This window comes from Enterobacter cloacae complex sp. IR5459 (genome assembly GCF_049238005.1).
GTDB classification, from domain to species: domain Bacteria; phylum Pseudomonadota; class Gammaproteobacteria; order Enterobacterales; family Enterobacteriaceae; genus Enterobacter; species Enterobacter hormaechei_C.
Genome location: NZ_JBMKIG010000020.1, coordinates 15,455 through 26,481, shown reverse-complemented (window position 1 = coordinate 26,481; position 11,027 = coordinate 15,455). Strand labels below are relative to the sequence as shown.

Annotated in this window: 25 protein-coding genes; 24 read left to right on the top strand and 1 reads right to left on the bottom strand. The window is 50.3% G+C overall.

The annotated features are described in order from the left end of the window. The 3 genes from ACOTX4_RS24465 to bfr all read left to right on the top strand — a co-directional run. A partial coding sequence (locus ACOTX4_RS24465; RefSeq protein ID WP_023167409.1) for a translation elongation factor Tu occupies positions 1–102 on the top strand: 102 nt, incomplete at its 5' end. 178 nt (positions 103–280) lie between these two features. After that, positions 281–475 (top strand): bacterioferritin-associated ferredoxin, encoded by a 195-nt coding sequence (gene bfd / locus ACOTX4_RS24460; protein WP_003863268.1) that lies wholly within the window; start codon positions 281–283, stop codon positions 473–475. Between the two features lie 72 nt (positions 476–547). Continuing rightward, positions 548–1,024, top strand: coding sequence for a bacterioferritin (gene bfr, locus ACOTX4_RS24455; protein WP_003863270.1), 477 nt, complete (start codon positions 548–550; stop codon positions 1,022–1,024). Here the strand turns inward: bfr and ACOTX4_RS24450 are convergent. Continuing rightward, positions 1,008–1,481: a prepilin peptidase gene (locus tag ACOTX4_RS24450; protein WP_045332599.1), complete on the bottom strand. Its 474-nt coding sequence runs from the start codon at positions 1,479–1,481 to the stop codon at positions 1,008–1,010. The genes bfr and ACOTX4_RS24450 overlap by 17 nt on opposite strands. Before the next feature lie 380 nt (positions 1,482–1,861). Here ACOTX4_RS24450 and rpsJ point away from each other — a divergent pair, with 380 nt between their 5' ends. The 21 genes from rpsJ (at position 1,862) to rplO (ending at position 11,026) form a co-directional block, all read left to right on the top strand. After that, positions 1,862–2,173 (top strand): 30S ribosomal protein S10, encoded by a 312-nt coding sequence (rpsJ, locus tag ACOTX4_RS24445; RefSeq protein WP_001181005.1) that lies wholly within the window; start codon positions 1,862–1,864, stop codon positions 2,171–2,173. A gap of 32 nt (positions 2,174–2,205) precedes the next feature. Beyond that, positions 2,206–2,835 (top strand): 50S ribosomal protein L3, encoded by a 630-nt coding sequence (gene rplC / locus ACOTX4_RS24440; RefSeq protein ID WP_003863274.1) that lies wholly within the window; start codon positions 2,206–2,208, stop codon positions 2,833–2,835. 10 nt (positions 2,836–2,845) lie between these two features. Further along, positions 2,846–3,451, top strand: a complete 606-nt coding sequence (gene rplD / locus ACOTX4_RS24435) for a 50S ribosomal protein L4 (RefSeq protein ID WP_000424395.1) — start codon at positions 2,846–2,848, stop codon at positions 3,449–3,451. Next, on the top strand, positions 3,448–3,750 hold the full coding sequence (rplW, locus tag ACOTX4_RS24430) for a 50S ribosomal protein L23 (protein ID WP_000617546.1): 303 nt from the start codon (positions 3,448–3,450) through the stop codon (positions 3,748–3,750). The genes rplD and rplW overlap by 4 nt, the downstream gene beginning before the upstream one ends. Positions 3,751–3,767: 17 nt before the next feature. Further along, on the top strand, positions 3,768–4,589 hold the full coding sequence (gene rplB, locus ACOTX4_RS24425; RefSeq protein ID WP_000301859.1) for a 50S ribosomal protein L2: 822 nt from the start codon (positions 3,768–3,770) through the stop codon (positions 4,587–4,589). Positions 4,590–4,605: 16 nt separating this feature from the next. Beyond that, complete coding sequence (rpsS, locus tag ACOTX4_RS24420; RefSeq protein WP_001138117.1) at positions 4,606–4,884, top strand: 30S ribosomal protein S19; 279 nt, start codon at positions 4,606–4,608, stop codon at positions 4,882–4,884. A 14-nt stretch (positions 4,885–4,898) separates the two neighbouring features. After that, positions 4,899–5,231: a 50S ribosomal protein L22 gene (rplV, locus tag ACOTX4_RS24415; RefSeq protein WP_002919773.1), complete on the top strand. Its 333-nt coding sequence runs from the start codon at positions 4,899–4,901 to the stop codon at positions 5,229–5,231. Between the two features lie 17 nt (positions 5,232–5,248). Further along, positions 5,249–5,950, top strand: coding sequence for a 30S ribosomal protein S3 (gene rpsC, locus ACOTX4_RS24410; RefSeq protein ID WP_000529945.1), 702 nt, complete (start codon positions 5,249–5,251; stop codon positions 5,948–5,950). Between the two features lie 12 nt (positions 5,951–5,962). Next, complete coding sequence (rplP, locus tag ACOTX4_RS24405; RefSeq protein ID WP_002919759.1) at positions 5,963–6,373, top strand: 50S ribosomal protein L16; 411 nt, start codon at positions 5,963–5,965, stop codon at positions 6,371–6,373. Further along, complete coding sequence (rpmC, locus tag ACOTX4_RS24400; RefSeq protein WP_003863282.1) at positions 6,373–6,564, top strand: 50S ribosomal protein L29; 192 nt, start codon at positions 6,373–6,375, stop codon at positions 6,562–6,564. Before rplP ends, rpmC begins: the two co-directional genes overlap by 1 nt. Then, positions 6,564–6,818, top strand: coding sequence for a 30S ribosomal protein S17 (gene rpsQ / locus ACOTX4_RS24395; RefSeq protein WP_002438707.1), 255 nt, complete (start codon positions 6,564–6,566; stop codon positions 6,816–6,818). Before rpmC ends, rpsQ begins: the two co-directional genes overlap by 1 nt. Positions 6,819–6,984: 166 nt before the next feature. Further along, complete coding sequence (gene rplN / locus ACOTX4_RS24390) at positions 6,985–7,356, top strand: 50S ribosomal protein L14 (protein ID WP_002919748.1); 372 nt, start codon at positions 6,985–6,987, stop codon at positions 7,354–7,356. Between the two features lie 10 nt (positions 7,357–7,366). After that, the gene (gene rplX / locus ACOTX4_RS24385; protein ID WP_003863287.1) at positions 7,367–7,681 is read left to right on the top strand and encodes a 50S ribosomal protein L24; all 315 of its coding nucleotides are present in this window, start codon (positions 7,367–7,369) and stop codon (positions 7,679–7,681) included. A gap of 14 nt (positions 7,682–7,695) precedes the next feature. Continuing rightward, a complete protein-coding gene (gene rplE, locus ACOTX4_RS24380) occupies positions 7,696–8,235 on the top strand; it encodes a 50S ribosomal protein L5 (protein WP_003863290.1) in 540 nt (179 codons plus the stop codon). Between the two features lie 14 nt (positions 8,236–8,249). Beyond that, the gene (gene rpsN / locus ACOTX4_RS24375; protein ID WP_003863291.1) at positions 8,250–8,555 is read left to right on the top strand and encodes a 30S ribosomal protein S14; all 306 of its coding nucleotides are present in this window, start codon (positions 8,250–8,252) and stop codon (positions 8,553–8,555) included. Between the two features lie 30 nt (positions 8,556–8,585). Continuing rightward, entirely contained in the window at positions 8,586–8,978 is a 393-nt protein-coding gene (gene rpsH / locus ACOTX4_RS24370; protein WP_006178918.1) for a 30S ribosomal protein S8, read from the top strand. Between the two features lie 12 nt (positions 8,979–8,990). Then, complete coding sequence (gene rplF, locus ACOTX4_RS24365; RefSeq protein WP_003863296.1) at positions 8,991–9,524, top strand: 50S ribosomal protein L6; 534 nt, start codon at positions 8,991–8,993, stop codon at positions 9,522–9,524. A gap of 9 nt (positions 9,525–9,533) precedes the next feature. After that, the gene (gene rplR / locus ACOTX4_RS24360) at positions 9,534–9,887 is read left to right on the top strand and encodes a 50S ribosomal protein L18 (RefSeq protein WP_003863297.1); all 354 of its coding nucleotides are present in this window, start codon (positions 9,534–9,536) and stop codon (positions 9,885–9,887) included. 14 nt (positions 9,888–9,901) lie between these two features. Next, the gene (gene rpsE / locus ACOTX4_RS24355) at positions 9,902–10,402 is read left to right on the top strand and encodes a 30S ribosomal protein S5 (RefSeq protein ID WP_003863299.1); all 501 of its coding nucleotides are present in this window, start codon (positions 9,902–9,904) and stop codon (positions 10,400–10,402) included. 6 nt (positions 10,403–10,408) lie between these two features. Continuing rightward, a complete protein-coding gene (rpmD, locus tag ACOTX4_RS24350) occupies positions 10,409–10,588 on the top strand; it encodes a 50S ribosomal protein L30 (RefSeq protein ID WP_003863301.1) in 180 nt (59 codons plus the stop codon). Positions 10,589–10,591: 3 nt separating this feature from the next. Next, positions 10,592–11,026, top strand: a complete 435-nt coding sequence (rplO, locus tag ACOTX4_RS24345; RefSeq protein WP_003863304.1) for a 50S ribosomal protein L15 — start codon at positions 10,592–10,594, stop codon at positions 11,024–11,026. Position 11,027: the final 1 nt, after the last annotated feature.

Below are 11,027 nucleotides of genomic sequence, written 5' to 3'. Positions count from 1 at the left end.
ACTCTGATCCACCCAATCGCGATGGACGACGGTCTGCGTTTCGCAATCCGTGAAGGCGGCCGTACCGTTGGCGCGGGCGTTGTTGCTAAAGTTCTGGGCTAATTAATTATCCCTGAAATAAAAAGGACGCTTCGGCGTCCTTTTTTGTTTTCTACTGTAAAGTCGCTGTCATAAAAATTCGCATTTTTTGTTTTCTACCGCCACGTATTCCGGCGCCTGTGCTATTGTAATCATAACCATTCTCACTTACACTTTGCGCATATTTTGAACGGGAGTCTTTATGTACGTTTGTTTATGTAATGGTGTAAGCGACAAAAAAATTCGTCAGGCCGTTCGCCAGTTTCAACCACAATCTTTCCAGCAGCTTCGCAAGTTTGTTCCGGTGGGAAATCAATGCGGTAAATGCGTTCGCGCAGCGCGTGAGATCATGCAGGACGAACTGATGCAGATCCCGGAATTCAAAGAGATCGCGTAAGCCTCTATCTTTTTTTTGACATCCCCGTAGCCCGATCTACGCTTCAATGAGTGGAAGCGGAGGGACTATATAATGAAAGGTGATGTTAAAATCATAAGTTATCTCAATAAATTATTGGGAAATGAGCTTGTCGCAATCAATCAGTATTTTCTCCATGCAAGAATGTTCAAAAACTGGGGACTGACTCGCCTCAACGATGTTGAATACCATGAGTCCATTGATGAAATGAAACACGCCGATAAATACATTGAGCGTATTTTATTCCTCGAAGGCATTCCTAACCTACAGGATCTCGGAAAACTGGGCATCGGAGAAGATGTCGAAGAGATGCTGCGTTCTGATCTCCGGCTGGAGCTGGAGGGTGCAAAAGACCTGCGTGAAGCCATTGCCTATGCGGACAGCGTACATGACTACGTCAGCCGCGATATGATGATCCAGATCCTGGCCGATGAAGAAGGGCACATCGACTGGCTTGAGACCGAACTGGATCTCATTAGCAAAATTGGCCTACAGAACTACCTTCAGTCTCAGATCAAAGTGGAAAGTTAATCAGGCTTTCCCAGCCAACGCATAAACCCGCTGCCGCCAGAAATGGCCCAAAAGGCAGTGGGTTTTTTAATGCCTGCTTATCAGGAGTAAACAACGAGAAAGCAACCAGATACAGCAGAGCCATTAACGCGGCTACGAGTGCCAGTACTGGCAGTACGCACCAGCCATGCCATGCCCCCAGCGCCGCCAGATATTTTATGTCGCCATATCCCATACCTTCACGTCGGCAGATGAGCCGATATCCCCAATAGATAACGGCGAATCCGGCGTATCCTGCCAGCGCACCCACCACCGCGCTCGGCAAAAAATCAGGATGGAGGCACAGCTGGTAAAGCAGGCCGGTCCATAGCAGCGGGCAAAGAAATTTATCGGGAAGAAGCCCCGTGAGAATATCGGTGCGAACAAGCAAGGCCGATAACGCAAAATAGATCAGCAGAAAGGGGAGGGACAGTAGCATAGCGAGAGCCTCAAAACGGTTTGAGCGCATACTCGTAATAATCTGCATGTCCGGCAATGTGCAAAAACAGCAATTGCGTAGCGGCTTCAGACAAAGAGTTGAGAAGGGATACTTTGCTTAAAAAAATGCGAGGCCTTACGCAGAGTACGTCTTTAGCGCTTAACTTCTAAACGGCACTTGCGTCTTCCCCAGATTTACGTATAATGCGCGGGCTTGTCGTAATTGACGGCGGGTTCAATCTGAACCAGAGTAGCTCACTTTGTTACTCAACAATGCTCCCAATTGGGGAGCTACGTAAGAACGGTTACACTCTCCCATCAATCGTAATGGGTTTGAGGAGTAATCATTTTCGTTTATAAAATAATTGGAGCTCTGGTCTCATGCAGAACCAAAGAATCCGTATCCGCCTTAAAGCGTTTGATCATCGTCTGATCGATCAATCAACCGCGGAAATCGTCGAGACTGCTAAGCGCACTGGTGCGCAAGTCCGTGGTCCGATCCCGCTGCCGACCCGCAAAGAGCGCTTTACCGTTCTGATCTCTCCGCACGTTAACAAAGATGCGCGTGATCAGTACGAAATCCGCACTCACAAGCGTCTGGTTGACATCGTTGAGCCAACTGAGAAAACCGTTGATGCTCTGATGCGTCTGGATCTGGCTGCCGGTGTAGACGTGCAGATCAGCCTGGGTTAATCAGGTCATCGAGCGATTGAGAGGTTGAAACAATGATTGGTTTAGTCGGTAAAAAAGTGGGTATGACCCGCATCTTCACTGAAGATGGCGTTTCTATCCCAGTAACCGTAATCGAAGTTGAAGCAAACCGCGTTACTCAGGTTAAAGATCTGGCTAACGATGGCTACCGCGCTATTCAGGTTACCACTGGTGCAAAAAAAGCTAACCGTGTAACCAAACCAGAAGCGGGTCACTTCGCTAAAGCTGGCGTTGAAGCTGGCCGTGGTCTGTGGGAATTCCGTCTTGCTGAAGGCGAAGAGTTCACCGTAGGTCAGGACATTAGCGTTGAGCTGTTTGCTGACGTTAAAAAAGTTGACGTAACCGGTACCTCTAAAGGTAAAGGTTTTGCTGGTACCGTTAAGCGCTGGAACTTCCGTACCCAGGACGCTACTCACGGTAACTCCTTGTCTCACCGCGTTCCGGGTTCTATCGGTCAGAACCAGACTCCGGGCAAAGTGTTCAAAGGCAAGAAAATGGCAGGTCAGCTGGGCAACGAACGTGTAACCGTTCAGAGCCTGGACGTAGTACGTGTTGACGCTGAGCGCAACCTGCTGCTGGTTAAAGGTGCGGTCCCGGGTGCAACCGGTAGCGACCTGATCGTTAAACCAGCTGTGAAGGCGTAAGGGGATAGCAATGGAATTAGTATTGAAAGACGCGCAGAGCGCGCTGACTGTTTCCGAAACTACCTTCGGTCGTGATTTCAACGAAGCGCTGGTTCACCAGGTTGTTGTTGCTTATGCAGCTGGTGCTCGTCAGGGTACTCGTGCTCAGAAGACTCGTGCTGAAGTAACTGGTTCAGGCAAAAAGCCATGGCGCCAGAAAGGTACCGGCCGTGCGCGTTCAGGTTCTATCAAGAGCCCGATCTGGCGTTCAGGTGGCGTGACCTTCGCTGCGCGTCCACAGGACCACAGTCAAAAAGTTAACAAAAAGATGTACCGCGGCGCGCTGAAAAGCATTCTGTCCGAACTGGTACGTCAGGATCGTCTGATCGTTGTCGAGAAGTTCTCTGTTGAAGCGCCTAAAACTAAGCTGCTGGCACAGAAACTGAAAGACATGGCTCTGGAAGATGTGCTGATCATCACCGGTGAGCTGGACGAGAACCTGTTCCTGGCCGCGCGTAACCTGCACAAGGTTGACGTACGCGACGCGACTGGTATCGACCCGGTTAGCCTGATCGCCTTCGACAAAGTCGTAATGACTGCTGATGCTGTTAAGCAAGTTGAGGAGATGCTGGCATGATTCGTGAAGAACGTCTGCTGAAGGTGCTGCGCGCACCGCACGTTTCTGAAAAAGCGTCTACTGCGATGGAAAAAACAAACACCATCGTTCTCAAAGTTGCTAAAGACGCGACCAAAGCAGAGATCAAAGCTGCTGTGCAGAAACTGTTTGAAGTCGAAGTCGAAGTCGTTAACACCCTGGTAGTTAAAGGGAAAGTTAAACGTCACGGACAGCGTATCGGTCGTCGTAGCGACTGGAAAAAAGCTTACGTCACCCTGAAAGAAGGCCAGAACCTGGACTTCGTTGGCGGCGCTGAGTAAGTCGGAGGAGTAATACAATGGCAGTTGTTAAATGTAAACCGACATCTCCGGGTCGTCGCCACGTAGTTAAAGTGGTTAACCCTGAGCTGCACAAGGGCAAACCTTTTGCTCCGTTGCTGGAAAAAAACAGCAAATCCGGTGGTCGTAACAACAATGGCCGTATCACCACTCGTCACATCGGTGGTGGCCACAAGCAGGCTTATCGTATTGTTGACTTCAAACGCAACAAAGACGGTATCCCAGCAGTTGTTGAGCGTCTTGAGTACGATCCGAACCGTTCCGCGAACATCGCGCTGGTTCTGTACAAAGATGGCGAACGCCGTTACATCCTGGCCCCTAAAGGCCTGAAAGCTGGCGACCAGATTCAGTCTGGCGTTGATGCTGCAATCAAAGCAGGCAACACCCTGCCGATGCGCAATATCCCGGTTGGTTCTACCGTTCATAACGTAGAAATGAAACCAGGTAAAGGCGGTCAGCTGGCGCGTTCCGCGGGTACTTACGTTCAGATCGTTGCGCGTGACGGTGCTTATGTCACCCTGCGTCTGCGTTCTGGTGAAATGCGTAAAGTCGAAGCAGACTGCCGCGCTACTCTGGGCGAAGTTGGCAATGCTGAGCATATGCTGCGCGTTCTGGGTAAAGCTGGTGCTGCACGCTGGCGTGGCGTTCGTCCTACCGTTCGCGGTACTGCGATGAACCCAGTCGACCACCCACATGGTGGTGGTGAAGGTCGTAACTTTGGTAAGCACCCGGTAACTCCGTGGGGCGTTCAGACCAAAGGTAAGAAGACCCGCAGCAACAAGCGTACTGATAAATTTATCGTACGTCGCCGTAGCAAATAATTTTAGAGGATAAGCCATGCCACGTTCTCTCAAGAAAGGTCCTTTTATTGACCTGCACTTGCTGAAGAAGGTAGAGAAAGCGGTGGAAAGCGGAGACAAGAAGCCCCTGCGCACTTGGTCCCGTCGTTCAACGATCTTTCCTAACATGATCGGTTTGACCATCGCTGTCCATAATGGTCGTCAGCACGTTCCAGTCTTTGTTACCGACGAAATGGTTGGTCACAAACTGGGTGAATTCGCACCGACTCGTACTTATCGCGGCCACGCTGCTGATAAAAAAGCGAAGAAGAAATAAGGTAGGAGGAAGAGATGGAAACTTTAGCTCAACATCGCCATGCTCGTTCTTCTGCACAGAAGGTTCGCCTTGTTGCTGACCTGATTCGCGGTAAGAAAGTGTCGCAGGCCCTGGACATCCTGACCTATACCAACAAGAAAGCTGCGGTATTGGTCAAGAAAGTACTGGAATCTGCCATTGCTAACGCTGAACACAACGATGGCGCTGACATCGACGATCTGAAAGTCGCGAAAATTTTCGTAGATGAAGGCCCAAGCATGAAGCGCATTATGCCGCGTGCGAAAGGTCGTGCAGATCGCATCCTGAAGCGCACCAGCCACATTACTGTGGTTGTGTCCGATCGCTGAGACTCTGGAGACTAGCAATGGGTCAGAAAGTACATCCTAATGGTATTCGCCTGGGTATTGTAAAACCATGGAACTCTACCTGGTTTGCGAACACCAAAGAATTCGCTGACAACCTGGACAGCGATTTTAAAGTACGTCAGTACCTGACTAAGGAACTGGCTAAAGCGTCTGTATCTCGTATCGTTATCGAGCGTCCAGCTAAGAGCATCCGTGTGACTATTCACACTGCTCGCCCTGGCATCGTTATCGGTAAGAAAGGCGAAGACGTAGAAAAACTGCGCAAGGTCGTAGCGGATATCGCTGGCGTTCCTGCACAGATCAATATCGCTGAAGTTCGTAAGCCTGAACTGGACGCTAAATTGGTTGCTGACAGCATCACTTCTCAGCTGGAACGTCGTGTTATGTTCCGTCGTGCTATGAAGCGTGCTGTACAGAACGCAATGCGTCTGGGCGCTAAAGGTATCAAAGTTGAAGTTAGCGGCCGTCTGGGCGGCGCGGAAATCGCACGTACCGAATGGTACCGCGAAGGTCGCGTACCGCTGCACACTCTGCGTGCTGACATCGACTACAACACCTCTGAAGCGCACACCACTTACGGTGTAATCGGCGTTAAGGTATGGATCTTCAAAGGTGAGATCCTGGGTGGTATGGCTGCTGTTGAACAACCGGAAAAACCGGCTGCTCAACCTAAAAAGCAGCAGCGTAAAGGCCGTAAATAAGGAGCGTCGCTGATGTTACAACCAAAGCGTACAAAATTCCGTAAAGTGCACAAAGGCCGCAACCGTGGTCTGGCGCAGGGTACGGATGTTAGCTTCGGCACTTTCGGTCTGAAAGCTGTTGGCCGTGGTCGTCTGACTGCACGTCAGATCGAAGCAGCACGTCGTGCAATGACCCGTGCAGTTAAGCGTCAAGGTAAGATCTGGATCCGTGTATTCCCGGACAAACCGATCACCGAGAAGCCACTGGAAGTTCGTATGGGTAAAGGTAAAGGTAACGTGGAGTACTGGGTTGCCTTGATCCAACCGGGCAAAGTCCTTTATGAAATGGACGGTGTTCCGGAAGAGCTGGCCCGTGAAGCCTTCGGCCTGGCAGCAGCGAAACTGCCTATCAAAACCACCTTTGTAACTAAGACGGTGATGTAATGAAAGCAAAAGAGCTGCGTGAAAAAAGCGTTGAAGAGCTGAACGCTGAGCTGCTGAACCTGCTGCGTGAGCAGTTCAACCTGCGTATGCAGGCTGCAAGTGGCCAGCTGCAACAGACTCACCTGCTGAAGCAAGTGCGTCGCAATGTTGCGCGCGTTAAGACTTTACTGACTCAGAAGGCGGGTGCGTAATGACCGATAAAATCCGTACTCTGCAAGGTCGTGTTGTTAGCGATAAAATGGAGAAATCCATTGTTGTAGCTATCGAACGTTTTGTGAAACACCCGATCTACGGTAAATTCATCAAGCGTACGACCAAACTGCACGTACATGACGAGAACAACGAATGTGGTATCGGCGACAAGGTTGAAATCCGTGAATGCCGTCCACTGTCCAAGACTAAGTCCTGGACGCTGGTTCGCGTTGTAGAGAAAGCGGTTCTGTAATAGAGTACGCATTCTCAATACGAATAAACGGCTCAGCGATGAGCCGTTTATTTTTTCTACCCATATTGCAGAAGCGGTGTTATAATGCCGCGCCCTCGATATGGGGCTTTTTAACGGCTCTGATTTTAGAGTCTCAGGTAGTAGTTGACATTAGCGGAGCACTAAAATGATCCAAGAACAGACTATGCTGAACGTCGCCGACAACTCCGGTGCACGTCGCGTAATGTGTATCAAGGTTCTGGGTGGCTCGCACCGTCGCTACGCAGGCGTAGGCGACATCATCAAGATCACCATCAAGGAAGCAATTCCACGTGGTAAGGTCAAAAAAGGTGATGTGCTGAAGGCGGTAGTGGTGCGCACCAAGAAGGGTGTTCGTCGCCCTGACGGTTCTGTCATTCGCTTCGATGGTAATGCATGCGTTATTTTAAACAATAACAGCGAGCAGCCTATCGGCACGCGTATCTTTGGGCCGGTAACTCGTGAACTTCGTACTGAGAAGTTCATGAAAATTATCTCTCTGGCACCAGAAGTACTCTAAGGAGCGAATCATGGCAGCGAAAATCCGTCGTGATGACGAAGTTATCGTGTTAACCGGTAAAGATAAAGGTAAACGCGGTAAAGTAAAAAATGTTCTGTCTTCCGGCAAACTCGTCGTTGAAGGTATCAACCTGGTTAAGAAACATCAGAAGCCGGTTCCGGCCCTGAACCAACCAGGCGGCATCGTTGAAAAAGAAGCTGCTATTCAGGTTTCTAACGTTGCAATCTTCAATGCGGCTACCGGTAAGGCTGACCGTGTAGGCTTTAGATTCGAAGACGGTAAAAAAGTCCGTTTCTTCAAGTCTAACAGCGAAACTATCAAGTAATTTGGAGTAGTACGATGGCGAAACTGCATGATTACTACAAAGACGAAGTAGTTAACAAACTCATGACTGAGTTTAACTACAATTCTGTCATGCAAGTCCCTCGGGTCGAGAAGATCACCCTGAACATGGGTGTTGGTGAAGCGATCGCTGACAAGAAACTGCTGGATAACGCAGCAGCTGACCTGACAGCAATCTCCGGTCAAAAACCGCTGATCACCAAAGCACGCAAATCTGTTGCAGGCTTCAAAATCCGTCAGGGCTATCCGATCGGCTGTAAAGTAACTCTGCGTGGCGAACGCATGTGGGAGTTCCTTGAGCGCCTGATCACTATTGCTGTTCCACGTATCCGTGACTTCCGTGGCTTGTCCGCTAAGTCTTTCGACGGTCGTGGTAACTACAGCATGGGTGTCCGTGAGCAGATCATCTTCCCAGAAATCGACTACGATAAAGTCGACCGCGTGCGTGGTTTGGATATTACCATTACCACTACTGCGAAATCTGATGAAGAAGGCCGTGCTCTGCTGGCTGCCTTTGACTTCCCGTTCCGCAAGTAAGGTAGGGTTACTGAATGGCTAAGCAATCAATGAAAGCACGCGAAGTAAAGCGCGTAGCTTTAGCTGATAAATTCTTCGCTAAACGCGCTGAACTGAAAGCGATCATTTCTGATGTGAACGCTTCCGACGAAGATCGTTGGAATGCGGTTCTCAAGCTGCAGTCTCTGCCGCGTGATTCCAGCCCGTCTCGTCAGCGTAACCGCTGTCGTCAAACAGGTCGTCCACATGGTTATGTGGGCAAGTTTGGGTTGAGCCGTATCAAACTGCGTGAAGCCGCCATGCGCGGTGAAGTACCAGGCTTGAAAAAGGCTAGCTGGTAATTACCAATTGAATCACGGGAGTAAAGACAGATGAGCATGCAAGATCCGATCGCGGATATGCTGACCCGTATCCGTAACGGTCAGGCCGCGAACAAAGTTGCGGTCACCATGCCTTCCGCCAAGCTGAAAGTGGCAATTGCCAACGTGCTGAAGGAAGAAGGTTTTATCGAAGATTTTAAAGTTGAAGGCGACACCAAGCCGGAACTGGAACTTACTCTCAAGTATTTCCAGGGTAAAGCTGTTGTAGAAAGCATTCAGCGTGTCAGCCGCCCAGGCCTGCGCATCTATAAGAAAAAAGATGAGCTGCCAAAAGTAATGGCTGGTCTTGGTATCGCAGTTGTTTCTACCTCTAAAGGTGTTATGACTGATCGTGCAGCGCGCCAGGCTGGTCTTGGTGGCGAAATTATCTGCTACGTAGCCTAATCGGAGGAAAGAATGTCTCGTGTTGCTAAAGCACCGGTCGTTATTCCTGCCGGCGTTGATGTAAAAATCGACGGTCAGGTTATTACGATCAAAGGTAAAAACGGCGAGCTGACTCGTACCCTCAACAAAGCTGTTGAAGTTAAACATGCAGATAACGCTCTGACCTTCGGTCCACGTGATGGTTTCGTGGATGGATGGGCTCAGGCTGGTACCGCGCGTGCCCTGCTGAACTCAATGGTTGTTGGTGTTACCGAAGGCTTCACTAAAAAGCTTCAGCTGGTTGGTGTAGGTTATCGTGCAGCTATCAAAGGGAATGCAGTAGGCCTGTCTCTGGGCTTCTCACACCCTGTTGAGCATCCGCTGCCGGCCGGTATCACTGCAGAATGCCCGACTCAGACTGAAATCGTGCTGAAAGGCGCTGATAAACAGCTGATCGGTCAGGTTGCAGCAGATCTGCGCGCCTACCGTCGTCCTGAGCCTTATAAAGGCAAGGGTGTTCGTTACGCCGACGAAGTCGTGCGTACCAAAGAGGCTAAGAAGAAGTAAGGTAACACTATGGATAAGAAATCTGCTCGTATCCGTCGTGCGACCCGCGCACGCCGCAAGCTCAAAGAGCTGGGTGCAACTCGCCTGGTGGTACATCGTACCCCGCGTCATATTTACGCACAGGTAATTGCACCGAACGGTTCTGAAGTTCTGGTAGCTGCTTCTACTGTAGAAAAAGCTATCTCAGAACAATTGAAGTATACCGGTAACAAAGACGCCGCAGCAGCTGTAGGTAAAGCTGTCGCTGAACGCGCTCTGGAAAAAGGCATCAGCAATGTTTCCTTTGACCGTTCCGGGTTCCAATATCATGGTCGTGTCCAGGCACTGGCAGATGCTGCCCGTGAAGCTGGCCTTCAGTTCTAAGGTAGAGGTGTAAGATGGCTCACATCGAAAAACAGGCTGGCGAACTGCAGGAAAAGCTGATCGCGGTAAACCGCGTATCTAAAACCGTTAAAGGTGGTCGTATTTTCTCCTTCACAGCTCTGACTGTAGTGGGTGATGGCAACGGTCGCGTTGGTTTTGGTTACGGTAAAGCGCGTGAAGTTCCAGCAGCGATCCAGAAAGCGATGGAAAAAGCCCGTCGCAATATGATTAACGTCGCGCTGAACAACGGTACCCTGCAACACCCAGTTAAAGGTGTTCACACGGGTTCTCGTGTATTCATGCAGCCAGCTTCCGAAGGTACCGGTATCATCGCCGGTGGTGCAATGCGCGCCGTTCTGGAAGTTGCTGGAGTTCATAACGTTCTGGCTAAAGCATATGGTTCCACCAACCCGATCAACGTGGTTCGTGCAACTATTGATGGCCTGGAAAATATGAATTCTCCAGAAATGGTCGCTGCCAAGCGTGGTAAATCCGTTGAAGAAATTCTGGGGTAATTGACCATGGCAAAGACTATTAAAATCACTCAAACCCGCAGTGCAATCGGTCGTCTGCCGAAACACAAGGCAACGCTGCTTGGCCTGGGTCTGCGTCGTATTGGTCATACCGTTGAGCGCGAGGATACTCCTGCTGTTCGTGGTATGGTCAACGCGGTTTACTTCATGGTTAAAGTTGAGGAGTAAGAGATGCGTTTAAATACTCTGTCTCCGGCCGAAGGCTCTAAAAAGGCGGGTAAACGCCTGGGTCGTGGTATCGGTTCTGGCCTCGGCAAAACCGGTGGTCGTGGTCACAAAGGTCAGAACTCTCGTTCTGGCGGTGGCGTACGTCGCGGTTTCGAGGGTGGCCAGATGCCACTGTACCGTCGTCTGCCGAAGTTCGGCTTCACCTCTCGCAAAGCAGCGATCACAGCGGAAATCCGTCTGTCTGACCTGGCGAAAGTTGAAGGCGGCGTTGTAGACCTGAACACGCTGAAAGCGGCTAACATTATCGGTATCCAGATCGAGTTCGCGAAAGTGATCCTGGCTGGTGAAGTTTCTACTCCGGTAACTGTTCGTGGCCTGCGTGTTACTAAAGGTGCTCGTGCTGCTATCGAAGCTGCTGGCGGTAAAATTGAGGAATAAG

Coding starts and splice junctions, on each gene's coding strand:
- rplE (WP_003863290.1), top strand. CDS start 7,696: ATGGCGAAACTGCATGATTACTACAAAGACGAAGTAGTTAACAAACTC.
- rpsN (WP_003863291.1), top strand. CDS start 8,250: ATGGCTAAGCAATCAATGAAAGCACGCGAAGTAAAGCGCGTAGCTTTA.
- rplC (WP_003863274.1), top strand. CDS start 2,206: ATGATTGGTTTAGTCGGTAAAAAAGTGGGTATGACCCGCATCTTCACT.
- rplP (WP_002919759.1), top strand. CDS start 5,963: ATGTTACAACCAAAGCGTACAAAATTCCGTAAAGTGCACAAAGGCCGC.
- rpsJ (WP_001181005.1), top strand. CDS start 1,862: ATGCAGAACCAAAGAATCCGTATCCGCCTTAAAGCGTTTGATCATCGT.
- ACOTX4_RS24450 (WP_045332599.1), bottom strand. CDS start 1,481: ATGCTACTGTCCCTCCCCTTTCTGCTGATCTATTTTGCGTTATCGGCC.
- rpsQ (WP_002438707.1), top strand. CDS start 6,564: ATGACCGATAAAATCCGTACTCTGCAAGGTCGTGTTGTTAGCGATAAA.
- rpsH (WP_006178918.1), top strand. CDS start 8,586: ATGAGCATGCAAGATCCGATCGCGGATATGCTGACCCGTATCCGTAAC.
- rplF (WP_003863296.1), top strand. CDS start 8,991: ATGTCTCGTGTTGCTAAAGCACCGGTCGTTATTCCTGCCGGCGTTGAT.
- bfr (WP_003863270.1), top strand. CDS start 548: ATGAAAGGTGATGTTAAAATCATAAGTTATCTCAATAAATTATTGGGA.
- rplB (WP_000301859.1), top strand. CDS start 3,768: ATGGCAGTTGTTAAATGTAAACCGACATCTCCGGGTCGTCGCCACGTA.
- rpsC (WP_000529945.1), top strand. CDS start 5,249: ATGGGTCAGAAAGTACATCCTAATGGTATTCGCCTGGGTATTGTAAAA.
- rplO (WP_003863304.1), top strand. CDS start 10,592: ATGCGTTTAAATACTCTGTCTCCGGCCGAAGGCTCTAAAAAGGCGGGT.
- rplW (WP_000617546.1), top strand. CDS start 3,448: ATGATTCGTGAAGAACGTCTGCTGAAGGTGCTGCGCGCACCGCACGTT.
- rpmD (WP_003863301.1), top strand. CDS start 10,409: ATGGCAAAGACTATTAAAATCACTCAAACCCGCAGTGCAATCGGTCGT.
- rpmC (WP_003863282.1), top strand. CDS start 6,373: ATGAAAGCAAAAGAGCTGCGTGAAAAAAGCGTTGAAGAGCTGAACGCT.
- rpsS (WP_001138117.1), top strand. CDS start 4,606: ATGCCACGTTCTCTCAAGAAAGGTCCTTTTATTGACCTGCACTTGCTG.
- rplV (WP_002919773.1), top strand. CDS start 4,899: ATGGAAACTTTAGCTCAACATCGCCATGCTCGTTCTTCTGCACAGAAG.
- rplN (WP_002919748.1), top strand. CDS start 6,985: ATGATCCAAGAACAGACTATGCTGAACGTCGCCGACAACTCCGGTGCA.
- rplD (WP_000424395.1), top strand. CDS start 2,846: ATGGAATTAGTATTGAAAGACGCGCAGAGCGCGCTGACTGTTTCCGAA.
- rplX (WP_003863287.1), top strand. CDS start 7,367: ATGGCAGCGAAAATCCGTCGTGATGACGAAGTTATCGTGTTAACCGGT.
- bfd (WP_003863268.1), top strand. CDS start 281: ATGTACGTTTGTTTATGTAATGGTGTAAGCGACAAAAAAATTCGTCAG.
- rplR (WP_003863297.1), top strand. CDS start 9,534: ATGGATAAGAAATCTGCTCGTATCCGTCGTGCGACCCGCGCACGCCGC.
- rpsE (WP_003863299.1), top strand. CDS start 9,902: ATGGCTCACATCGAAAAACAGGCTGGCGAACTGCAGGAAAAGCTGATC.